19 protein-coding genes, 1 tRNA gene and 2 rRNA genes are annotated in these 20191 nt (G+C 70.6%); 14 read left to right on the forward strand and 8 right to left on the reverse strand.

The annotated features are described in order from the left end of the window. From VLI41_RS08020 to VLI41_RS08035, 4 genes are all read left to right on the forward strand, one after another. Window positions 1–320: ribosomal RNA gene (locus tag VLI41_RS08020) — 23S ribosomal RNA — on the forward strand; the annotation flags it as partial. A gap of 64 nt (window positions 321–384) precedes the next feature. Beyond that, window positions 385–499 (forward strand): 5S ribosomal RNA (gene rrf / locus VLI41_RS08025). Between the two features lie 80 nt (window positions 500–579). Beyond that, window positions 580–656, forward strand: a tRNA-Met gene (locus VLI41_RS08030). 255 nt (window positions 657–911) lie between these two features. Then, window positions 912–2138: a glycosyltransferase family 4 protein gene (locus VLI41_RS08035; RefSeq protein WP_325267550.1), complete on the forward strand. Its 1227-nt coding sequence runs from the start codon at window positions 912–914 to the stop codon at window positions 2136–2138. Between the two features lie 57 nt (window positions 2139–2195). On the opposite strand, the gene VLI41_RS08040 is transcribed toward VLI41_RS08035, so the two are convergent. Together VLI41_RS08040 and VLI41_RS08045 are read right to left on the reverse strand one after the other, a co-directional pair. Continuing rightward, entirely contained in the window at window positions 2196–2969 is a 774-nt protein-coding gene (locus VLI41_RS08040) for an SDR family NAD(P)-dependent oxidoreductase (protein ID WP_325267551.1), read from the reverse strand. Window positions 2970–2974: 5 nt separating this feature from the next. Continuing rightward, window positions 2975–3784 (reverse strand): enoyl-CoA hydratase/isomerase family protein, encoded by an 810-nt coding sequence (locus VLI41_RS08045; protein WP_325267552.1) that lies wholly within the window; start codon window positions 3782–3784, stop codon window positions 2975–2977. 117 nt (window positions 3785–3901) lie between these two features. On the opposite strand from VLI41_RS08045, the gene VLI41_RS08050 reads away from it, so the two are divergent. Genes VLI41_RS08050 through VLI41_RS08070 form a run of 5 tightly spaced genes read left to right on the forward strand, consistent with a single transcriptional unit; the run spans window position 3902 to window position 8048 of the window. Continuing rightward, complete coding sequence (locus VLI41_RS08050; protein WP_325267553.1) at window positions 3902–4867, forward strand: alpha/beta hydrolase; 966 nt, start codon at window positions 3902–3904, stop codon at window positions 4865–4867. A 5-nt stretch (window positions 4868–4872) separates the two neighbouring features. Next, window positions 4873–5514, forward strand: a complete 642-nt coding sequence (locus tag VLI41_RS08055; RefSeq protein WP_325267554.1) for a glutathione S-transferase family protein — start codon at window positions 4873–4875, stop codon at window positions 5512–5514. Then, complete coding sequence (locus VLI41_RS08060; protein ID WP_325267555.1) at window positions 5511–6305, forward strand: glutathione S-transferase family protein; 795 nt, start codon at window positions 5511–5513, stop codon at window positions 6303–6305. Before VLI41_RS08055 ends, VLI41_RS08060 begins: the two co-directional genes overlap by 4 nt. Continuing rightward, a complete protein-coding gene (locus VLI41_RS08065) occupies window positions 6305–7219 on the forward strand; it encodes a glutathione S-transferase family protein (RefSeq protein WP_325267556.1) in 915 nt (304 codons plus the stop codon). Before VLI41_RS08060 ends, VLI41_RS08065 begins: the two co-directional genes overlap by 1 nt. A 13-nt stretch (window positions 7220–7232) precedes the next feature. Next, window positions 7233–8048 (forward strand): crotonase/enoyl-CoA hydratase family protein, encoded by an 816-nt coding sequence (locus VLI41_RS08070; protein ID WP_325267557.1) that lies wholly within the window; start codon window positions 7233–7235, stop codon window positions 8046–8048. On the opposite strand, the gene VLI41_RS08075 is transcribed toward VLI41_RS08070, so the two are convergent. After that, the gene (locus VLI41_RS08075) at window positions 8045–8806 is read right to left on the reverse strand and encodes an SDR family oxidoreductase (RefSeq protein ID WP_325267558.1); all 762 of its coding nucleotides are present in this window, start codon (window positions 8804–8806) and stop codon (window positions 8045–8047) included. The genes VLI41_RS08070 and VLI41_RS08075 overlap by 4 nt on opposite strands. Before the next feature lie 60 nt (window positions 8807–8866). Between VLI41_RS08075 and VLI41_RS08080 the strand changes: the two genes are divergently transcribed. Next, complete coding sequence (locus VLI41_RS08080; protein WP_325267559.1) at window positions 8867–10870, forward strand: TonB-dependent receptor; 2004 nt, start codon at window positions 8867–8869, stop codon at window positions 10868–10870. Here VLI41_RS08080 and VLI41_RS08085 read toward each other — a convergent pair. The 4 genes from VLI41_RS08085 to VLI41_RS08100 all read right to left on the reverse strand — a co-directional run bounded on the left by VLI41_RS08085 (window position 10867) and on the right by VLI41_RS08100 (window position 15525). Further along, window positions 10867–11679, reverse strand: coding sequence for an arylamine N-acetyltransferase family protein (locus VLI41_RS08085; protein WP_325267560.1), 813 nt, complete (start codon window positions 11677–11679; stop codon window positions 10867–10869). The two genes, VLI41_RS08080 and VLI41_RS08085, sit on opposite strands and share 4 nt — an antisense overlap. A gap of 4 nt (window positions 11680–11683) precedes the next feature. Beyond that, window positions 11684–12907: an LLM class flavin-dependent oxidoreductase gene (locus VLI41_RS08090; RefSeq protein ID WP_325267561.1), complete on the reverse strand. Its 1224-nt coding sequence runs from the start codon at window positions 12905–12907 to the stop codon at window positions 11684–11686. A gap of 120 nt (window positions 12908–13027) precedes the next feature. After that, window positions 13028–14203 carry a serine hydrolase domain-containing protein gene (locus VLI41_RS08095; RefSeq protein WP_325267562.1) on the reverse strand — a complete coding sequence of 392 codons (1176 nt, stop codon included), beginning with the start codon at window positions 14201–14203 and terminating at the stop codon, window positions 13028–13030. Between the two features lie 206 nt (window positions 14204–14409). Beyond that, entirely contained in the window at window positions 14410–15525 is a 1116-nt protein-coding gene (locus VLI41_RS08100) for a DNA topoisomerase IB (RefSeq protein ID WP_325267563.1), read from the reverse strand. Between the two features lie 116 nt (window positions 15526–15641). On the opposite strand from VLI41_RS08100, the gene rlmJ reads away from it, so the two are divergent. The 4 genes from rlmJ to VLI41_RS08120 all read left to right on the forward strand — a co-directional run bounded on the left by rlmJ (window position 15642) and on the right by VLI41_RS08120 (window position 19794). After that, on the forward strand, window positions 15642–16463 hold the full coding sequence (rlmJ, locus tag VLI41_RS08105) for a 23S rRNA (adenine(2030)-N(6))-methyltransferase RlmJ (RefSeq protein WP_325267564.1): 822 nt from the start codon (window positions 15642–15644) through the stop codon (window positions 16461–16463). A gap of 24 nt (window positions 16464–16487) precedes the next feature. Further along, complete coding sequence (locus VLI41_RS08110; RefSeq protein ID WP_325267565.1) at window positions 16488–17048, forward strand: sugar transferase; 561 nt, start codon at window positions 16488–16490, stop codon at window positions 17046–17048. Between the two features lie 60 nt (window positions 17049–17108). Then, a complete protein-coding gene (locus VLI41_RS08115) occupies window positions 17109–19250 on the forward strand; it encodes an AsmA family protein (RefSeq protein WP_325267566.1) in 2142 nt (713 codons plus the stop codon). A 73-nt stretch (window positions 19251–19323) separates the two neighbouring features. Beyond that, on the forward strand, window positions 19324–19794 hold the full coding sequence (locus tag VLI41_RS08120) for a cytochrome c (RefSeq protein WP_325267567.1): 471 nt from the start codon (window positions 19324–19326) through the stop codon (window positions 19792–19794). Window positions 19795–19818: 24 nt separating this feature from the next. Here the strand turns inward: VLI41_RS08120 and VLI41_RS08125 are convergent, their stop codons facing one another. Next, complete coding sequence (locus VLI41_RS08125; protein ID WP_325267568.1) at window positions 19819–20151, reverse strand: hypothetical protein; 333 nt, start codon at window positions 20149–20151, stop codon at window positions 19819–19821. Between the last annotated feature and the right edge of the window lie 40 nt (window positions 20152–20191).

Genomic DNA, 20191 nt, shown 5'->3' on the forward strand with positions numbered 1-20191 from the left:
GTGGTACGTGAGCTGGGTTCAGAACGTCGTGAGACAGTTTGGTCCCTATCTGCCGTGGGTGTACGAAGCTTGAGAGGATCTGTCCCTAGTACGAGAGGACCGGGATGGACGCACCTCTGGTGGACCTGTCGTGGCGCCAGCTGCGCAGCAGGGTAGCTAAGTGCGGAAAAGATAACCGCTGAAAGCATCTAAGCGGGAAACTTACCTCAAAACAAGGCTTCGCCGAGAGCCGTGGTAGACCACCACGTTGATAGGCCAGGTGTGGAAGCGCCGCGAGGCGTGGAGCTTACTGGTACTAATCGCTCGATCGGCTTGATCGTTCTTATCAAAATTCATGCGCGCTTTGCGCTGGACATGATGTCTTCTTCGCATCCGCTTCGTTGACCTGGTGGTTCTGCCGGGGGGTCCCCACCCGATCCCATTCCGAACTCGGTCGTTAAGCCCCTCTGGGCCGATGGTACTTCGTCTTAAGGCGCGGGAGAGTAGGTCGCTGCCAGGTCTACCAAGCGGATGCGCGGTCAAAGCCCTTCAATTTACGGTTTTCCGCCGAGCCTCATGGCTCGGATCCGGCGAACTTGCCGCGGGGTGGAGCAGCCCGGTAGCTCGTCAGGCTCATAACCTGAAGGTCACAGGTTCAAATCCTGTCCCCGCACCCACCTTTGACATAAGCCCGGTTCCCGAGAGGGAGCCGGGCTTTTGCTGTTCGTCGACCAGCTCGGCGAGGTCGCCCAGGACCTCGAGGCGGTACTGGCCCTGCGGCGCCAGCGGGAAGACACCTCGCGACCGAACAACAGTGGCGCCGAGGCGATGGCATTGTCAGCTCAGCCGTGGTCGCCTAGGGTCTGCCAGCCATCTGGCAGAGCGGTGCGATCGCGAGTTCCGACGTGACAGGCGACTCTCGTCCCTTACCGATGAGGGAGGTTGAAGCCGCTGCGCTCGCGTTTCCCAGGGAGCCTGCGCGGGCTCAGACCCACGAGGCCATCCCGCCGCTCAGGATTCTCTACGTCGCCCACTTCGATGTTTCGCGTCGCTACAACGGCTCCGCCGCCCGCACCCAGGACATCATCGAGCACCTCGGCGCCGCGCACGAGGTGCATCTGGTCCATGTCGCGACGCCGGAGGCGTTTCTCAGCTCGAAAGTCGCCTCGGCGCTCCCTCCCAATCTGGCCAGCGCGACCGCTGTAAAGAAGCGAGGCGGGGCGATATCGCGCCTGTTCGACTGGGGTCTGTTCCGCGCGGCGCGCCGCCTGGCGCGTGCGCGCAAATTCGACGTTGCGATCGCCGACTTCGGGGCGACCGGCCTGCAGGGCGTCGGACTCAGGGCCACGCTTGGACTGCCCTTCGTGTACATGTCGATCAACATCGAGAGCCGGGTCTACTTGGAGCTTCGGCGGGGCGGCGCGAAACGCCGGATCTATGCGGCCTTCCTGGGCGTGGCCGAGCGGCTGTCTGCGCGATGCGCGGCGCTCGTGACGACGGTCACCGAAAACGACGCCGCGACCATGCGGGCCTGGTCGGGTTCCACACCGGTCAGCGTGCTTCCGGTCAGTTTCAAGTCGACCAAGTTCTATCCCGTCCCCGATCGGCCGACAGGCCGTCCGAAGCTCGTGTTCGTGGGCAGCATGGACTATGCGCCCAATGTCGAAGCCGTGAAGTTCCTGGCCGAATCCGTCATGGACCGCGTGCTGACAGCAAGGCCCGATGTCCGGTTCCAAGTGATCGGCCTGCACGAGCCTGGGATCGAGCGAATGGCGCCGAAAGCGGAATTCGTCGGCTATGTCGCCGATCTTCCGGCGGCGCTTCGCGATGCGACCCTGGTGCTGGTCCCCCTGATGAGCGGCGGGGGGATGCACGCCAAGACAATTGAAGCGCTTGCGTGCGGCAAGCCGGTGCTGGCGAGCGGCAAGGGAGCAGACGGCATCGACGCCGCGCGCATTCCGCACCTCAGGATCGTGCCGGCCGCAGAATATTCCGACGCCATTCTGGAGCTTCTGGCCTCGCCCCCGGCGCCGGTCGACCTGGGTTTCCTGACCGAAACCTATTCGACCGAGGCCACGCTCTCCAGGTTCGAGAGGGAACTTTATCGCGCGCTGCCGCCTCGACGAGGACGCACGGCGCCCGCGGAGGGCCGCCCGTAGCCGCACGGCTTCCACGACCGGCCGCCGTCTGTTTCGCCGCGGAGATCGCCGCCGCCCTCAGGCGTTGCGCGCCATCAGCCCGCCGTCGACCGGGATCACCGCGCCGGTGATGTAGGAGGCGGCCGGCAGGCACAGGCTCAGCGTCATGTGCGCCACCTCCTCGGGCCGGCCATAGCGGCCGAGCGCCGTGCGCCGACGCGCGAAGGTCTCGCGGTCGGCCTCAGGGATCGCGCCGGTCATGCCGGTCAGGATCGGGCCGGGGCAGATGCAGTTGACCGTGATGCCTTCGCGGCCGAACTCGACGGCGAGCGCGCGGGTCAGGCCCGTCACCCCGGCCTTGGCGGCGGCATAGGGGCTGTCGCGGGCGGTGGCGCCAAGGGCTTCGGTCGAGGCGATGTTGACGATCCGCGGACACCTCGAGCGGCGAAGATGCGGCAGGGCCGCGCGCACCAGCCGCTGATGGGCGGTGAGCAGGATGGCGAGCGCCCGGTCCCAGACCGCCTCGTAGCTGTCCGCGTCGATCGGCGCGAAGGCGGAGACGCCGGCGTTGTTGACCAGGATGTCGAGCCCGCCGAAGTGCCGGGCGACCTCCTCCGTGACGCGCGCGACGGCCTCGGGATCGGCGACGTCCAGCGTCCAGGCCCGGGCGCTGAAGCCGTCCGCCGTCAGTGCCTCCGCCACCTCGCGGAGCGCCGCCTCGGAGACATCCGTGATCGCGACCTTCGCGCCTTCCGCGGCGAACACCTCGGCGGTGGCGCGGCCCATGCCGCTCGCGGCGCCGGTGACCAGCACCGTCAGGCCAGCGACGGATCGGCTGAGAGCCTCGTTCATGGTCCTCAATTCCCCCGGAACACCGGCTCGCGCTTCTCGAGGAAGCTCGCGACGCCCTCTCTGTGATCGGCGGTGCGCATGAGCCTACGGATCTCGGAAATCGCCCAGGTCCCGATCTCGCGCGGATCGCCATAGGCGCTGCGCGCCAGCCCCGCTTTCAGCGCCTGAACGGCGAGCGGCGGATTGGCCGCGATGCGGCCGGCCAGGTCCAGCGCGCGCGCCATCAGCGCCTCGTGCGGGATCACTTCGCTCACGAGCCCGATCCTCAACGCCTCGGCCGCATCGATGATCTCGCCGGTGAACAGCAGCTCGGCGGCCTTGGCGGGACCGACCACCGCCGGCAGCCGGTAGAAGCCGCCGACGTCGCAGACCAGGCCGCGCTTGACGAACAGCTCGCCGAACCGCGCCTTCTCCGAGGCCAGCCGGATGTCGGCGAACAGCGCCAGCTCCATCCCCCAGCCGACCGCCGCCCCGTTGACCGCCGCGACCAGCGGTTTGGCGCATTCCAGCGCCGCCATGGCCGCCGGCGTGGGCTGCGGCTCGCGCGGGGCGGGCGCGGCCGAGACCGCCTTGGGGCCGGCCATGATCTCGCCGACGTCGTCGCCAGAGCAGAAGGCGGGATCGGCCCCGGTCACGACCACGCAGCGAACATCCGGATCGGCGGCGGCGCGCAGGGCGCTCTCCAGCTCGTCGTAGGCCTGGAAGTTCAGCGCATTGCGCCGATGCGGGCGATTGAGGGTGATGACCGCCACGTGGCCGTCGAGCCGAGCGGCGACGGTCTCGAAACCTTCTGTGCGTTCGGCGAACGAAACCATGGGAGCCCCTTTGCGCCGGCGATGCTCGCACGGCGGCCCGCCCGGTCAACGCTGACGCCGCGTCAGGCTTGCCAGGTCGGCCGCCCCGGAGAACAACGACATCGGCGAGGAGGGGCCATGGCTGAGTTCCGCACCATCGACGCCGGCGAGGTGAGGCTGCGCTACGCGATCGAGGGCGAAGGCCCGCTGGTGATCATGGTCCACGGCTTCCCCGAGAGCTGGTTTTCCTGGCGCCATCAGATCGGCCCGATCGCCGAGGCCGGCTTCACCGCTTGCGCCATCGACGTGCGCGGCTACGGCGGCTCCGACAAGCCCGAGCCGATCGAGGCCTACGCCATGCAGCGCCTGACCGCCGATGTCGCGGCGGTCGCCGAAAATCTTCAGCCGGACCGTCCGGCGATCCTGATCGGCCACGACTGGGGCGCGCCGATCGTCTGGAACACGGCGCTCACCCGGCCCGAGCGGATCGCCGCCGTCGCCGGGCTGTCGGTGCCCTACACCGGGGTTCCCAACCGGCCGTTCACCGAGATCTTCCAGGCGGCCTTCACCGCGAAGAACCGCTTTTTCTACCAGGCCTGGTTCCAGAAGGTCGGGCCGCCCGAAGCGGAAGCCGAAGCCGATGTGCGCGGCTTCCTGCGCAAGTTCTACTACGGCCTCTCGGGCGATGCCCCGCCGGGCAGCTGGCCGCAGAAGCCCGCCGACGCCACCTTGCTGGAGGGCATGGTCGATCCGGACCCGTTCCCCTCTTGGCTCGGCGAAGCCGAGCTCGATTATTATGTGGGCGAGTTCGAAGCTTCCGGCTTTCGCGGCCCGATCAACCGCTACCGCAATCACGAGCGCGACTTCGCCTGGCTGCAGGCCTTCCGCGGCCGCAAGATCGAGCAGCCGTCGCTGCTGATCGGCGGCGACAGGGACCCGGCGTTCAACGGCTTCGGCCGCATCGCCGACCCCGGCGCGCTGATGGCGCAGGAGGCGACGGACCTGCGCGGCGTCCACGTGCTGCCGGGCTGCGGTCACTGGACCCAGCAGGAGCGGCAGGCCGACGTCACGGGGCGCCTCCTGGATTGGCTGAAGGGGCTCTGAGGGCGGTGGCGACGATCGCGCTCTACCACTGTCCCGACGCGCGCTCCTTCCGCGCTCTGTGGGCGCTCGAGGAGCTTGGGCTGCCCTACGAGCTGCACCTCTTGCCGTTCCCGCCGCGCGTGCGCGCGCCGGAGTACCTGGCGATCAATCCGCTCGGCACGGTTCCGGCGTTGCGGGACGGCGCGACCTTCATGACGGAATCGGCGGCCATCGTTCAGTACCTGGCGACGCGCCACGGCCCGAGCCCGCTGGCCGTGCCGGTCGAGGATCCGGCCTACGGCGCCTGGCTCAACTGGCTCCATTTCGGAGAGGCGACTCTGACCTTCCCGCAGACCCTGGTGCTCAGGTATTCGCGCTTCGAGGCCGGCCGCGCGGACCAGGCGGCGCAGGACTACGCCCAGTGGTTCCGGTCGCGCCTCAAGGCGGTCGATCGGGCGCTCGCCGGCGGCGAGGAGCACCTGTGCGCCGGGCGGTTCACGGCAGCGGACATCTCGGTGGGTTACGCCCTGCTGCTCGCCGATTTCCTCAAGCTGCTGGACGGCGTCCCGCCCATGACCCAGGCTTACTGGGCTCGGCTGAAGGCGCGACCCGCGTTCCAGGCGGCCAAGCGCGCCCAGAAGGCCGAGCTCGCGGAGATCCTGCCATGACCATCACCCTCTACGAGCATCCGCTGTCGCCCTATGCGCAGAAGGTCAAGATCGTGCTGCGGGAGAAGGGCCTGGCCTTCGAGGCGGTGCTGCCGCAGGGCATGGGCGCGGGCGGCGCGACGGGGGCGTTCGTGGAAGCCAATCCGCGCGCGGAGGTGCCGGCCCTGGTGGATGGCGAGGTGCGGGTGTTCGATTCCACCGTGATCCTCGAATACCTCGAGGACGCCTACCCCGAGCCGCCGCTCAGGCCCGGCTCGGCGGCCGAGCGGGCGCGCGTGCGCATGCTCGAGGAGATCATGGACACCCACTTCGAGGCGATCACCTGGGGGCTGGGCGAGCTCTCCTGGTTCCGCCGAGCCGAGGGCGCCGAGGCCGAGGCGATCCGCGGCCGCGCGGCCCTCCAGCTGACGGGCTTCTACGGCTGGCTGGAGCGCCAGCTCGGCGAGATGACCTGGTTCAACGGCGCCGCCTTCGGCTGGGGCGATATCGCCGTGGCTCCGTTCGTGAACGGGGCGGTGGGCCAGGGCCACGCGCCTGCCGAAGACTCGCGGCTGGCGGGCTGGCTGGCCCGCGCCAATGAGCGGCCTTCGGTGGCCAAGGCGCGCGAGGACATCGCCGAATGGAGCCGCGGCGCCAGCCTGGCCGATGTCGCCCAACTGGTGGAGACGGGGCTCTTCAAGCGCGAGTACCGCGACCACCGCCTGGAATGGATGGTCAAGAGCGGCGGCCTCGGCGTCGTGCTGCGCGGCGTCGAGCGCGGCAACATCCGCTTCGCGCCGGACTTCGCCTGATGGCCGAGCTCGTCCTGCACCACTACGACACCTCGCCCTTCTCGGAGAAGCCGAGGGTGATGTTCGGCGTCAAGGGCCTCGCGTGGCGCTCGGTGATCCAGCCGGTGATCATGCCCAAGCCCGACCTGGTTCCGCTGACCGGCGGCTACCGCCGCATCCCGGTGATGCAGATCGGCGCGGACCTCTATTGCGACACCCAGGTGATCCTGGCGGAGATCGAGACGCGCCATCCGACGCCCCAGGTGGCGCGCGGCGGCGACTGGGCGGTCAACCTGTGGGCGGACCGGCTGTTCTTCCAGGCCAGCGTCGCGGTGGTGTTCGCGCAAATCGGAGAGCGCGTGCCGGCCGCATTCATCGCCGACCGGGAAAAGCTGTCGGGCCGCAGCTTCGACATCCCCGCGATGCGGGCGCAGGAGGTCCCGATGAAGGCGCTGTGGCGGGCGCATGCGGCCTTGATCGAGCGCGGACTGGGCGGCCACGATTTCCTCGGTGGATCAACGCCCTCCCTCGCTGATATCGCGGCGTACATGAACATCTGGTGGGTGTCGGCGGCCGCGCCGGACGCGGCCGGGTCGCTGCTCGACGGGCTGCCGGCGACGCTCGCGTGGCGCGAGCGGATCCGCGGCTTCGGGCACGGCGAGCGCAGCGAGATGGCCCCTGCCGAGGCCGTCGAGATCGCCCGCGCCAGCCAGCCCCGCGCAGGGCCGTGGCACGATCCCGCCAACCCGGCGGGCCTCTCGCCCGGAGACCCGGTGACCGTCGGCGCCGACGACTACGGCCGCGATCCGATCGCCGGCCGGCTGGTCGCGCTCACCGCCGAGCGCATCGTGCTGGCCCGCGAGAGCGACGATCTGGGCCGGATCCATGTCCATTTCCCGCGCATCGGCTATCTGATTGCGCGCGAGGCCGCTTGAGGAGAGATCAGCCATGAACGACCGCGTGACGGTGGAGATCGAAGGCGGCGTCGCCGACGTGCGCCTGGTGCGAAGCGACAAGATGAATGCGCTGGACAACGCCATGTTCGAGGCGCTCGTCGCAGCCGGCGAGCGGCTGAAGTCCGAGCCGGGCCTGCGCGCGGTGGTGCTGTCGGGCGAGGGCCGCGCCTTCTGCGCCGGCCTCGACATGGGCAACTTCCAGCAGATGGCCTCGGGCGAGCGTGGTGGTGGAGATCGCACTGTTGGCGAGCTGACCCGAGGCAGGACGGCGGCCGGGGCGAACCGGGCGCAACAGGTCTGCTACGTCTGGCGCGAGATCCCTGTGCCGGTGATCGCCGCGGTGCATGGCGTGGCGCTGGGCGGCGGCTTCCAGCTGGCGCTCGGGGCCGACCTGCGGTTCGTCGCGCCGGACGCGCGCATGGCCGTGCTGGAGATCAAGTGGGGCCTGGTGCCGGACATGGCCGGCATGGTCCTGATGCGCGGCCTGGTGCGCGACGACGTGGCCCGCGAGCTCACCTGGACCGGCCGCATCTTCTCCGGCGAGGAGGCGCTCGCCATCGGGCTGGCGAGCCGCGTCTGCGCCGACCCGCGAGCCGAGGCCCTGGCTTTCGCGCGCGAGATCGCGGGCAAGAACCCGCAGGCGATCCGCGCCGGCAAGCGGCTCCTGAACCTCGCGCAGTCGGATGCGCCGGTGGCCCAGATATTCCTGGAGGAGACGCGCGAGCAGGTCACCCTGATCGGCTCGAAGAACCAGGTCGAGGCGGTGACCGCCAACCTGCAGAAGCGCGAGCCCGCCTTCGCCGACTAGCCTCGGCCGATGAACGGCATCTTGGTGGCCATGACGGTCATGAACTGCACGTTCGCCTCGAGCGGCAGGGAGGCCATGTAGAGCACCGCCTCGGCCACCGCCTGGACGTCCATGGTGGGCTCCGGCGCGACCGAGCCGTCGGCCTGCAGGACGCCGCGGCTCATGGCGCGGGTCATCTCGGTCGCGGCGTTGCCGATGTCGATCTGGCCGCAGGCGATGTCGTAGGCCCGGCCATCGAGCGAGGTCGAGCGGGTCAGTCCGGTGATGGCGTGCTTGGTCGCGGTGTAGGCGACCGAGCGCGGGCGCGGGACCTGCGCGGAGATCGAGCCGTTGTTGACGATCCGCCCGCCCCGCGGCTCCTGGTCCTTCATCACCCGGAACGCCGCCTGGGTGCAGAGGAAGGCGCCGGTGAGGTTGACGTCGACCACGCGCCGCCAGGCCTCGACGGAGAGCTCCTCGAGCGGCAGGGGCGGAGCGCCGGTCCCGGCGTTGTTGAACAAGAGGTCGAGCCGGCCGAAGCGCGCCTTCACCGCCTCGAACAGCGATCGGACGGAAGCCGGGTCGGAGACGTCCGTCGGATGCGGCAGGGCGCGCGAGGCGGCCTCGCCCGCCGATCTTGCGGTCTCCTCCAGCGGCTCGCCTCGGCGGCCGGCCAGCCCCACGGCCCAGCCGGCGCCGAGCAGGGCGAGCGCTGCGGCCCGGCCGATGCCGCTCCCCGCGCCGGTGACGATGGCGACCTTGCCGGTTGCGCTCTCCATCGACGCTCGATAGCCCTTGAAGCCGCCAAAGCCTAGCTCGGCCAAACAAGAAGCCATCCCATGCCAGCCGCTCTTCCGCCGCCGCCCCATCAGGTCGAGGTCGTCGTCGTCTATCCGCCGAGACTCGCGCCGCTCGGCGGCGAAGCGGCGTTCAGCGCGGTGCAGGTCGGCCCCGAGACCCTGAAGCTCACCCCGCGGCTGGACGATGCGCTCGAGACCGTGCCGGGCGTGTCGCTGTTCCGCCGCGCGAGCAGCCTGGGGGCCAACCCGACGACCCAGGGCCTGTCGCTCAGGGCCATCGCGCCGTCGGGCGCGGGGCGCGCGCTGGTGACGCTGGACGGCGCGCCGCAGAACGATCCGTTCGGCGGCTGGGTGATCTGGACGGCGCTGCCGCCCGAGGGCCTGGAGGGCGCGACGGTGGTGCGCGGCGCCGGCGCGGGGCCTTATGGCGCAGGCGCGCTCACCGGCACGGTCGCCCTGCAGGAGCGAGGCGCCGTGGACGGGCTCGCCGCGCTCGACGCCTATGCCGGCGACCACGCCAGCTATCGCCTCGCCGCGGCGGGCGGCGCGCCCGGGCTGCTGGTGGTCGGCCAGGTGCAGACCTCAGGCGGCTATACGCCGGTGCGCGGGCCGCGCCGCAACGCCGTGGACGAGCCGCTGACGCTGGACGCCGAATCCGGCTCGTTCCGCGTGCAGCACGACTTCGATGGCGTGGAGGTCGCGGCGCGGCTGGCGGGCTACGACGAGCGGCGCGGGGCCGGTCTTGCGGGCGCGCGCGCCATCGCCTCCGGCGGCTCGGGGACGCTCACCATCGGGCGCACGCCGGAGAAGGACGTGGGCGGCTGGCGGGTGCAGCTCTGGATCCAGGACAGCGATCTCGAGAACAGCTCCGTCGCCGTCTCGGCCGATCGCACGACCACCACGCCGGCCAACGATCAGTACGCCACGCCGGCCCAGGGCTACGGCGTGAACGCCGCGCTGCAGGGCCGGCAGGGCGCGGTCGCCTGGGAGCTCGGCGTGGACGCGCGGCTCTACCACGGCTTCGATCTCGAGCGCTTCCGCTTCATGAAGGGGGCCTTCACCCGCGGCCGCCAGGCGGGCGGCGAGGCGGGCGTCGGCGGCGCCTATCTGGAGGCGGCCTACGATCAGGGGCCCATGGTGGTCACCGGCGGCGTGCGCCTCGACGAGTGGTTCCAGCGCAACGCGGTGCGGCGCGAGCGGGACCTCTCCACCGGCCAGATCACCCTCGACGAGCCCTCGCCGGACAGCTCGGGAACGACACCCACCGGCCGCATCGGCATCCGCTACGACCTGTCCCCGGCGCTCTACCTGCGCGGGGCGGCCTATGCGGGGTTCCGGCCGCCGACGCTGAACGAGCTCTATCGGCCGTTCCGCGTCGGCAACGACATCACCGAAGCCAACGCCGAGCTCAAGCCGGAGAAGCTGCAGGGCGTGGAGGCCGGCGTCGGCGGCGATGGGCCGATCCACTGGTCGGGCACGATCTTCTACAATTGGCTGAGGGATCCGGTGACCAATGTGACCCTCGGCGTCGGGCCGGCGAACTTCCCCGTCGCGGGCTTCATCCCGGCCGGCGGCACGCTGCGCCAGCGGCAGAACGCCGGCGAGATCGACGCCTACGGCTTCGAGGGCGAGGCGTTCGGGGACCTCTGGAGAAGCCTCAGCTGGCGCGCGGCGGTCGCCGCGACCCACGCCCGCGTCGACGGCGGCTCTGTGGCGCCGCAGCTCACCGGCCTGAGGCCCGCCGAAACCCCTGAGCTCACCGTCACCGGCGGCCTCGACTGGCGTCCGCTGGACCGCTTGGACCTGACGCTCGACGCCCGCTACGAGGGCGGCCGCTGGGACGACGACCAGAACACCCGCAAGCTGCATGCCGGCACGGAGCTCAACATGCGCGCCGGCTGGCGGGTCGCGCCGCACGCGGAAGTCTATGCCGCGGTCGACAATCTCGCCGACGCCAAGCTGGACACCGCCACGGCGGGCGACGGCACGATCAGCTTCGCCGAGCCCCGGATGATCCGCGTGGGCTTCGCCTACCGTCGCTAGGCGGGCTGCGCGAACAGCTCCCCATGCCGCTGGAGGATCCGCGGCCAGAGGTCGGCGGCTTCCGGCACGTCGAGGTCGAAGTCGCGGGAAAGTGTCTCGACGTAGTCGCTGGCGGTGTCGATCAGCCGGTCCTCGACGGCATCCGGGCGCACGCGCTTCAGGATGCGGCCGCGCAGCACCAGGATCTCGCCCGGGCGATGGCGCTGGGCCGTGGCGTTGAGCACGAACGGGCTCGCCGGCGCCGTCTGCAGCCACTCGCACTGGCTGGCGAGCAGGGCCAGGTCGGCGGGTTCCTCGGTGAAGTCGAAATCGGGCGCGCCGCCGAACGCGTGGTTGTGGAAGCGCCACCAGCCACCCGCGAGCTGTTCCAGCCGGTGCTCGAAGCCCGCGGCGCGGATCGTCCCGGCCTGCAAGGGAAAGGCTTCGAGCGGACCGTCCCCGAAGCCCACGTCGGCGATCCAGGGACCTCCGGGCAGGTCGACCTTGAGCACGAGGTGGTTGCCCACCATGCCCTCGCCCATCAGGCTTCGCACGACGCCGCCCGCCAGCCGCGTCACGGAAAACCCGATCGCCTCCAGCGCCGCGGCGAACAGGCCGTTCATCTCGTAGCACCAGCCGCCGCGACGGCGGGTGACCAGCTTCTCGAATGCGGCCTCCGCCGCGATCGTCACCGGCCGGCCGAGCTGGACGTCGAGGTTCTCGTAGGGGATGGCGAGCAGGTGCGCCCGATGCAGCGCCAGGAGCGTCTCGCGGTCGGCGCGCGGCGCGCCGGCAAAGCCGATGCGATCGAGATAGGCGGCAAGCTGCAAGCCGCTACTTCGCCTTCTCAGGCTCGGGCGGCGCGGCCTGACCGGTGATCATGGCCACGATCTCGGGGCGGATGTTCTCGGCGCCCTTCTCCTGGATGTGCTGCACGATGCGCGCGCCCACCGCGGCGCGGACCTGGGTGGTGAACTCGGTCTTGTTCTGCCGCACCCATTCGATCGAGGCTTCGCGGTTGATGTCGAGCCCCTGGAACTGCGGGAACACGTAGCGCGCCATCAGCTCGTAGGAGCGGCGCTTGGCGTCCCACTTGGCCCAATTGTGGTCCATCAGCAGGAAGGCGCCGAAGCCCGAGCTCTCCTCGACGAGCTGCTGGATGCGCCGGGCCGCGTCCTCGGGCGTGCCGATCACCGCCATGCCGGTGTCCATCATCGCCTTCACCGGATCATCGCCCTCCGGAACCAGCGGCAGGTTGGCGATCTCGCGGAAGTAGTAGATCCACTTGTCGAGGCCGAAGCGGACGTCCTCGATCGCCTGCTCGCGGGTCTCGGCGATGTGCATCGGCCCGACCAGCCGCCAGGCGTTGCGGTCCATCACCTGGCGGTGCTCGCGCGCCTGCTCCTCGGCGATCGCCCAGTTGGAGGCGAGCGCATTGAACCCGGCCGTGGTCGTGGCGCCCAGCGAGAGTAGGCCCACCCCATGCTGGCCCGCCGCGCGCGCGCCGGTCGGCGAGACCTGGCTGGCGACGGCGATCTCCACCGACGGGCGCGAGTAGGGCGTCATCTGCAGGCGGGCGTTCTTCAGCTCGAACCAGTCGGACTGGTGCGTCACCTCCTCGCCGCGCAGCAGGCGCACCAGCACGCCGAGCGACTCGTCCATCCGGTCCCGCTGCTTCTGCACGGGGATACCCATCATCCAGGCGTCGGAGACCAGCGCCCCTGGGCCCACCCCGAACATCACCCGGCCGCGCGTCATGTGGTCGAGCTGGTTGATGCGGTCGGCGAGGATCAGCGGGTGGTGGTAGGGCAGGGAGGAGACGCCGGTGCCCAGCCGAATGTGCTTTGTCCGCTCGGCGGCCGCGGCGATGAACACCTCCGGGCTGGCGATCAGCTCATAAGCCGCTGAATGGTGCTCGCCGATCCAGGCCTCGTCGTAGCCCAGCTGGTCCATCCACTGCACGAGCTCGAGGTCCCGCTGGATCGCCAGCGTGGGGTTTTCGCCGAGCGGGTGGAACGGGGCGATGAAGGCGCCGAAGCGCAGCCGGTTGGGCGACACGCGATGATCTCCGCTGCTCCGCGCGGCGTTCGCGCAGGATGACGCCGATCTTTAGCGGCCCGACGCCGGGGAAGGCTAGCCGCCCGCGCCGTCGGGAGCGGACGCGAACCACGCGGGCGGTCAGGACTGCGAGCCGAGGGCTTCGCCGATCAGGGTCTGGGTGATCCGCTGCACCGGCGGACAGCGCTCGTCCATTCGCTGGATCAACCCGACGAACAGCAGGTCATTGGCGGGATCGATCCAGAACCAGGTCCCCGCGGCGCCGTCCCACAGGTAGGTCCCGCGGCCCACCTTCGATCCCGCCGCGGCGGGATCGTAGAACACTGCGCCATCGAAGCCGTAGCCGAAGCCAGGCCGGATCTGCTGTTGGCCGACGCCATAGCCGCCGGCGAGCAAATCGTCGGACAGGTGATTGGTGGTCATCAGCGAGACAGCCTCCTCGCTCAGGATCCGCACGCCATCGAGCTCACCCTTGTTCAACAGCATCTGCGCAAAGCGGGCGTAGTCGTCCGCCGTCGAGTACACTCCGCCGCCGCCCGAGGGGACTCGCGGGATGCGGCTCGCATCGCGGCCGAACAGCGGCTCGACCTCCACCGGGTGGCCGCGTTTCGAGTGTCGGTAGAGCTTGGCCAGCCGGGGAAGCTTGGCGGCCGGCACGAAGAAGTCGGTGTCGACCATGCCGAGCGGCGCGAAGATCTCCTCGCGCATGAAGTCGGGCAGGGTGCGGCCGGTCAGCCGCTCCAGCATCGCCCCCTGCACATCCATGGCGATGGAGTAGCGCCACCGGGATCCCGGCTGGTAGGCCAGCGGACAGCCCGCGAGCCTGCGGGCCATCTCCGCCAGCCCGTCGGACCTCCAGACCTCGGCGGCGATGTAGGCCGCATCGGTGGGGTCGTTGGGATCGAAGCCGTAGGCAAGGCCCGCCGTGTGAGTCATCAGATGGCGCATCGTGGGCGCGGGCGATGGAGCCGAGCCGTCCGCCAGTTTCACGCCGGCGAACTCAGGCAGGTGCTTGGCCACGAGGTCGTCGGGAGACCAGAGCCCGCGATCGTGCAGGATCATCATCGCCGCGCCCATGACCGGCTTGGTCATGGAATAGATGCGGAAAATGGTGTCGCGGGCGAGCGGCTCGCCGGTCTCGATGTCCTTCAGCCCCTGCTCGGAGCGATGGACCACCTTGCCGTGAAGGGCGACCAGGATCACCGCGCCGGCCAGCTCTCCAGCCGTGATCAATTCGGCGAGCGCCGCATCGACGCTCGCCAGACCCTCGGCCGAAAGACCCCCAGTCGCCTTCATCTCCCCCTCACTCTGCCCTGCCCAGCTTGCCGGGAAAAGCCCGCATTGTCCGGGGCGCAAAGAGGCGATCGCGTCCGCAGCGGTCACACGGGTGCGCGGAGGGCGCGCCCCGACGCACCGGTCTGGGAGGGAGCCCAGCCGGCCATGCCGCCGCCGGGACCGGACGACTGGCGCTAGGCCGGACGGCGCCAGGGCTCCGGATGGGCTCAGGGGGCGTGGCGCTCGGGAGCCTCGCGCGCCTCGCCGCGGGCTTCGGCGCGGAGCTGGGTTTCGACGGCGTCGTGCGCCTCCTCCAGGAACTGGATCACCGCCAGCTCGAGCGCGCGGCCTTCGAGGCCCGGCTTGACCGGCAAGGCGCCGTGCTCGTAGGCCGTCAGCACGGCGGGGTGGATGTAGGCGCTGCGGCAGACGGCTGCGGTGTTGCCCAACAGGCCGGCTACGGCCTTGATGCAGGTCGCGATGTGGCGCCTGGCCTGGCTCGCGCTGGCGCACTCGGGGTTCATGGCGAGCGCCTGGGCCGCCGCGAGCGTGCCCGCCCAGGTGCGGAAGTCCTTGGCCGAGAAGTCGTCGCCCATGGCCTCCCGCAGGTAGTCGTTGACGTCGGCCGACTCCACCGTCCGCTGCACCCCGTCCTCGTCGATGTACTGGAACAGGCGCTGGCCCGGCAGGTCCTGGCAGGCCTTGACGATGCGGGCGAGGCGCCGGTCGCGGACGCCGGTCCTGCGCATCTTGCCGCTCTTGCCGCGGAACTCGAAAATCGCCCGCGAGCCTTCGATGCGGGCGTGCCGGTCGCGCAGGGTCGTGAGGCCGAAGCTCTTGTTCTGCTTGGCGTATTCCTCGTTGCCGACGCGGATCAGGGTGATCTCCATCAGCCGCACGACGGTCGCCAGCACCTTCTCGCGCGGGAGGCCGTGGCGGGCGAGATCGTGCTCCATGCGCCGGCGCAGCTTGGGCAGCGCGCGGCCGAAGGCGATCAGGCGATCGTACTTGTTCTCGTCGCGCACCTGGCGCCAGCCGTCGTGGTAGCGGTACTGCTTGCGCCGCTTCTGGTCCCGCCCGGTCGCCTGGATATGGCCGCGCGGATCCGGGCAGATCCACACGTCGACCCAGGCCGGCGGGATCGCCAGCTTGCGGATCCGGTCGAGCGTCCTCTCGTCGCGGACCGGCCCGCCGTCCGGGCGCAGGTAGCTGAAGCCCGTGCCGGCCTTCCGCCGCCGGATGCCCGGATCGTGGTCGGAGACATAGATCAGGCCGGCCGCCTCGACGTCTTCAGCCGAGAGCTGGGCAGGGGCGGACTCGGGGAGGTCGCGCGGCGCGGTCATCGATCCGGGCGGCGCGCGGAGCTGGGGACGCTGGACATCAAAAGGGAACTTTCCGCTGGCCGTGCGCCAACGTGCTATCCGGACCGCGGTTCCTCTGTCGGCCGGACGCCAAAGCCTTGAATTATCGCCACGCTTTCCACGCCGGGAACTTCGCCGACCTGGTGAAGCACGCCGCCCTGCTGCAGCTCCTGGCGCGGCTCACGGCGACGCCGGGTCCGCTCACCGTCATCGACACCCACGCCGGGCGCGGGGTCTACGACCTCGCCGGTGCGGAGGCGCAGCGCTCGGGCGAAGCCGAGGGCGGCATCGGACGGCTGATGGCGGCCAAGGACGCCCCGGCGGCGTTCGACGGCCTGATCGCGGCGGTGCGGGCGCTGAACGCAGGCGGCGAGGGGCGCCGCTATCCGGGCTCGCCGTGGCTGATCGCCCACGCCCTGCGCCGCGGCGACCGCTGTCTGGCGTGCGAGCTGAGGCCCGACGAGCACAAGGCGCTGCAGGCGGCGCTTGGGGCGTGGCCGAACGCGCAGGCGCTCTGCGCCGACGGCTTCCGTACGGCGGTCCAGCGGACGCCGCGCGATGCTCGCGCCCTGGTGCTGATCGACCCGCCGTTCGAGCGCGCCGACGACTACCCGCGGATCATCGAGACCTCGGCTGCCATCCTCGAGCGCAATCGGCGGTCGCACCTGATGATCTGGCTGCCGCTCAAGGATCTCGCGACCTTCGACGCCTTCCTGGGCGACTTCGAGGACGCCGTGGGGCGACCCGCGCTGGTCGCGGAGACGCGGCTGCGGCCGCTCTCGGATCCGCTGAAGATGAACGGCTGCGCGCTGGTGTTCGTCAACCCGCCGGCCGACCTCGCCGATGCGCTCGAGGCGATCTGCACCTGGACCGCGCAGGCTTGCGGCGAGGCGGGCGAGGGGCGCGTCTATGAGGCCTGAGGGCGGCAGGCTAAGAGTCCCGGCGTGAAGCGGGTGGTGGACATCGCGGGCGCCTTGGCGGGCCTCATCCTGTTGTCGCCGCTGCTGCTCGGCCTGTCGGTCGCCGTGCGCCTGGAAAGTCCCGGGCCGGCGCTGCACTGGTCGAGGCGGATCGGCCGTCACAACCGCGTCTTCCGGATGCCCAAGTTCCGCACCATGCGGGTTGGGACGCCCGACGTGGCGACCCACCTGCTCGCCGACCCGGACACCTGGGTGACGCCGCTCGGGCGCCTGCTGCGCCGCACCAGCCTGGACGAGCTGCCGCAGCTTTGGAGCGTGCTCATCGGCCACATGAGCCTGGTGGGGCCGAGGCCGGCGCTGTTCAACCAGGACGATCTCGTCGCGCTGCGCACCGCCCACGGCGTCGAGATCCTGCGGCCGGGGCTGACCGGCTGGGCGCAGATCAACGGCCGCGACGAGCTGCCGATTCCACAGAAGGTGCAGCTCGATCGGGAGTACCTGGAGCGACGCTCGCTCGCCTTCGACCTGAGGATCATCGCCGGCACGCTCCTGGCCGCCGTCACCGGCCGCGGGGTAAGCCACTAGACTTCCACGGGAACTTGACCGGACCGCCCACGCGTTGATGTGCGGCCCCGGAGTTCTGCCGTGTCCAGCGAAGCCTTGAACGATCCCAAGCGCGCCCGGAAAGCGCCGGAGCCCGCCCCGCGGCGCCCCGGTGGCCGCCGACCGCTGCAGCGCGCCGAAAGCTGGGCGCGCGAGCACTGGGACGCGACGCGCGCGCGGCTGGGTGAGACGCGCTTCCATGCGCCGCACCTGAAGCGGCCCGGGCGCAAGGCGCTCACCATCAGCGGCGCCGTGCTGGCGGTGATCGCCATCGCGGTGGCGATCCTGATCGCGATCTGGGACTGGAACTGGTTCCGCGGCCCGCTGGCGAGCTTCGCCTCGGCGCGGATGCACCGGCCGGTGACGATCAGCGGGAACCTGCACGTCCACCTCTGGTCATGGACGCCCTCGGCCACGGTGGACGGCGTGCACGTCGCCGATCCGGCCTGGGCCGGCAAAGGCAAGATGGCCGACATCGGCCGGATCGCGGTCACCATCCGGCTCAGGCCGCTGCTCGGCGGCCACGTCGACCTGCGCCTCCTGGAGTTCGACAACCCGGACGTGCGGCTCTACCGCGATCCGCAGGGGCGGGCGACCTGGGACTTCTCCGACGGCGTCAAGAGCAATCAGCCCCTGCGGCTGCCGCCGATCCGCAACTTCGTCATCAGGAACGGCAAGCTCTCTGTGCGCGACGACGTCCGCAAGCTGACTTTCACGGGTTCGGTCGCCGCCAGCGAGCGGCTCGGCGCGGTCAACCATGGCTTCGAGATGCGCGGCCAGGGCGCGCTGAACCGGCAGCCGTTCACGCTGCAGGTGACCGGCGGGCCGCTGCTCAACATCGACCGCAACAAGCCCTATCCGTTCAACGCCGATATCCGGGCTGGCGCCACCTACGTCACCGCTCGGGGCGCGGTGCCGAAGCCGTTCGACTTCGGCCACTTCTACATGAACGCCACGGCGCGCGGGCCGGACCTCGCCGATCTCTACGGCATCACCGGCGTGCCGCTGCCGAACACCCCGCCGTACGATCTGCGCGGGAAGCTGACCCGCAACGACCGGCTCTACAGCATCACCGGCATCGGCGGACGCGTCGGCTCCTCCGACCTCACCGGCGCCCTTTCGGTGGACGCCGGCCGGCCGCGGACCTTCCTGAAGGCCAACCTCTTGACCCGCTCGCTGAACTTCCCCGATCTCGGGGCGCTGTTCGGCGGCGCGCCCAAGCACGGCGCGGTCGCCTCGCCGTCGCAGAAGATGGAGGCCCAGCACCTGGCGGCCGAGAACCGGATCTTCCCCGATTCCACCCTCGACACCCGCCGCATCCGCCAGATCGACGCCGACGTCACCTACAAGGCCGTCGCGATCCGCAACGCCCCGGTGAACCTCAGCGCCGGCTCGGCGCGGGTGAAGCTGAACGACGGGCTGCTGCGCGCCCAGCCGCTGAGCCTCGATCTGCCGCAGGGGCGCATCACCGGGTACATCCAGCTCAACGCCCGCAAGGCCGCGCCGGTCAGCGACATCGACCTCAAGCTGGCCAACGCGCGCATCGAGCACCTCATCCCGCTGCACTTCCAGGGCTCGATCCCGTTCGCCGGCCCGCTGTTCGGCCGGGCCAAGCTCACCGGCACGGGCGACAGCGTGCACAAGGCGTTCGCCGACGCCAACGGCCAGGTGACGGTGGTCGCGCCCGGCGGCGAGATCCGCCGCTCGATCGCCGAGCTGATGGGCGTGGACGTGATCAAGGGCCTTGGCCTGCTGATGTCGAAGAACCAGCAGACGACGCCGATCCGCTGCGCCGTGGGCGACTTCCGGGTGAAGAACGGCGTCCTCAACGCCGACACCCTGGTGTTCGACACCGGCCCGGTGCTGGTCACCGGCACGGGCCAGATCAACCTCGGAACCGAACGGCTCGCCTTCCGCGTCCAGGGCCATCCGAAGAAATTCCAGCTGATCCGCCTGCGGGTGCCGGTGGACGTGGAGGGGCCGATCCGCAGCCCGCATATGCGCCTGGAGAAGGGCCCCGCCATCGCCCAGGGCGGCGTGGCGGCGGCGCTGGCCTCGTTCCTGTCGCCGCTCGCGGCTCTCCTGCCGTTCGTCGACCCGGGCCTCGCCAAGGACGCCAACTGCGGAGGCCTGGTGGCGCAGGCCTCGCAACACGGCGCGCCGGTGAAGACGGCCTCCCGCTGAGCCGTTGACGAAGGCCGCGCGGCGCCGGCACTGTCCGCCCGCGGGACAACGTCAGTCGGAGGAAATCACGTCGATGAGCGGTACGGCGCGTTCGGTGATCGTGGCGGGGCTCGCCCTGTCGCTGGCGGCAGGCGCGGCTGCGGCGCAGAGCGCGATGGCAGGGGCGGTCAAGGAGCGGCAGGCGCATTTCCTGCAGCAGGGCGCGGCCTTCAAGGCGGTGCTCGACGAGCTCAAGAAGGACCAGCCCGACAAGGGCGCGATCGCCGCCAACGCCGCCAAGCTCAAGGACCTGGCGGCCCATCTGCCCACCTGGTTCCCGAACGGCAGCGGGCCCGAGGCCGGCGTCAAGACGGAGGCCAAGCCGGAGATCTGGGCGCAGCCCTCGGAGTTCGCCGACGCTGCGCGCCGGCTGCAGGCCGAGACGGTGAAGCTCGATCAACTGGCCATGGCCGGGGATCTCGACGGCGTGAAGATGGAAGCCCGCATGGTCGGCGGGGCCTGCAAGAACTGCCACGACAACTTCCGGGCGCAGGCGAAGAGCTGAGCCCACGCGGGCGCCCCACCCGGGTCAGCTCGCGCGCGCCGCCTCGTGCAGGCACTTCAGCCAGGCGTCCTCGCGCGCTTTCTCGGCTTCGCGCAGCTTGGTCTCGGCGTCGCGAACGCCGGCGTCGTGCTTGCGCCACTCGGCGACGGCGCCCTCGCGGGCCGCGCGCGCGGCCTCCAGCGTCGGGAAGCGGGCCAGCACCGCGCGGACCGAATAGCTGACCGGCGGCCCGACCGTCTCGCGGTCGGGGTAGAAGCCGCTGATCGAATCGGCGCTCTCGCTCTCGATGTGGAAGACGTCGGCCCAGCCCGCGTGATGGCGCATCAGGGCCCACGGCCGTTCCACCCGCTCGCTCACCGCAATCCTCCTCGCAGAGCCTCGACCGGGCGAATCCGCC

Source organism: Phenylobacterium sp. (genome assembly GCF_035475775.1).
Taxonomy (GTDB): domain Bacteria; phylum Pseudomonadota; class Alphaproteobacteria; order Caulobacterales; family Caulobacteraceae; genus Phenylobacterium.

What these genes read in the sequence shown, in the direction of transcription:
- VLI41_RS08045 (WP_325267552.1), bottom strand. Translation starts at nt 3,784, where the DNA reads ATGGTTTCGTTCGCCGAACGCACAGAAGGTTTCGAGACCGTCGCCGCT.
- VLI41_RS08065 (WP_325267556.1), top strand. Translation starts at nt 6,305, where the DNA reads ATGGCCGAGCTCGTCCTGCACCACTACGACACCTCGCCCTTCTCGGAG.
- VLI41_RS08075 (WP_325267558.1), bottom strand. Translation starts at nt 8,806, where the DNA reads ATGGAGAGCGCAACCGGCAAGGTCGCCATCGTCACCGGCGCGGGGAGC.
- VLI41_RS08060 (WP_325267555.1), top strand. Translation starts at nt 5,511, where the DNA reads ATGACCATCACCCTCTACGAGCATCCGCTGTCGCCCTATGCGCAGAAG.
- VLI41_RS08100 (WP_325267563.1), bottom strand. Translation starts at nt 15,525, where the DNA reads ATGACCGCGCCGCGCGACCTCCCCGAGTCCGCCCCTGCCCAGCTCTCG.
- VLI41_RS08080 (WP_325267559.1), top strand. Translation starts at nt 8,867, where the DNA reads ATGCCAGCCGCTCTTCCGCCGCCGCCCCATCAGGTCGAGGTCGTCGTC.
- VLI41_RS08095 (WP_325267562.1), bottom strand. Translation starts at nt 14,203, where the DNA reads ATGAAGGCGACTGGGGGTCTTTCGGCCGAGGGTCTGGCGAGCGTCGAT.
- VLI41_RS08070 (WP_325267557.1), top strand. Translation starts at nt 7,233, where the DNA reads ATGAACGACCGCGTGACGGTGGAGATCGAAGGCGGCGTCGCCGACGTG.
- VLI41_RS08120 (WP_325267567.1), top strand. Translation starts at nt 19,324, where the DNA reads ATGAGCGGTACGGCGCGTTCGGTGATCGTGGCGGGGCTCGCCCTGTCG.
- VLI41_RS08040 (WP_325267551.1), bottom strand. Translation starts at nt 2,969, where the DNA reads ATGAACGAGGCTCTCAGCCGATCCGTCGCTGGCCTGACGGTGCTGGTC.
- VLI41_RS08050 (WP_325267553.1), top strand. Translation starts at nt 3,902, where the DNA reads ATGGCTGAGTTCCGCACCATCGACGCCGGCGAGGTGAGGCTGCGCTAC.
- VLI41_RS08035 (WP_325267550.1), top strand. Translation starts at nt 912, where the DNA reads ATGAGGGAGGTTGAAGCCGCTGCGCTCGCGTTTCCCAGGGAGCCTGCG.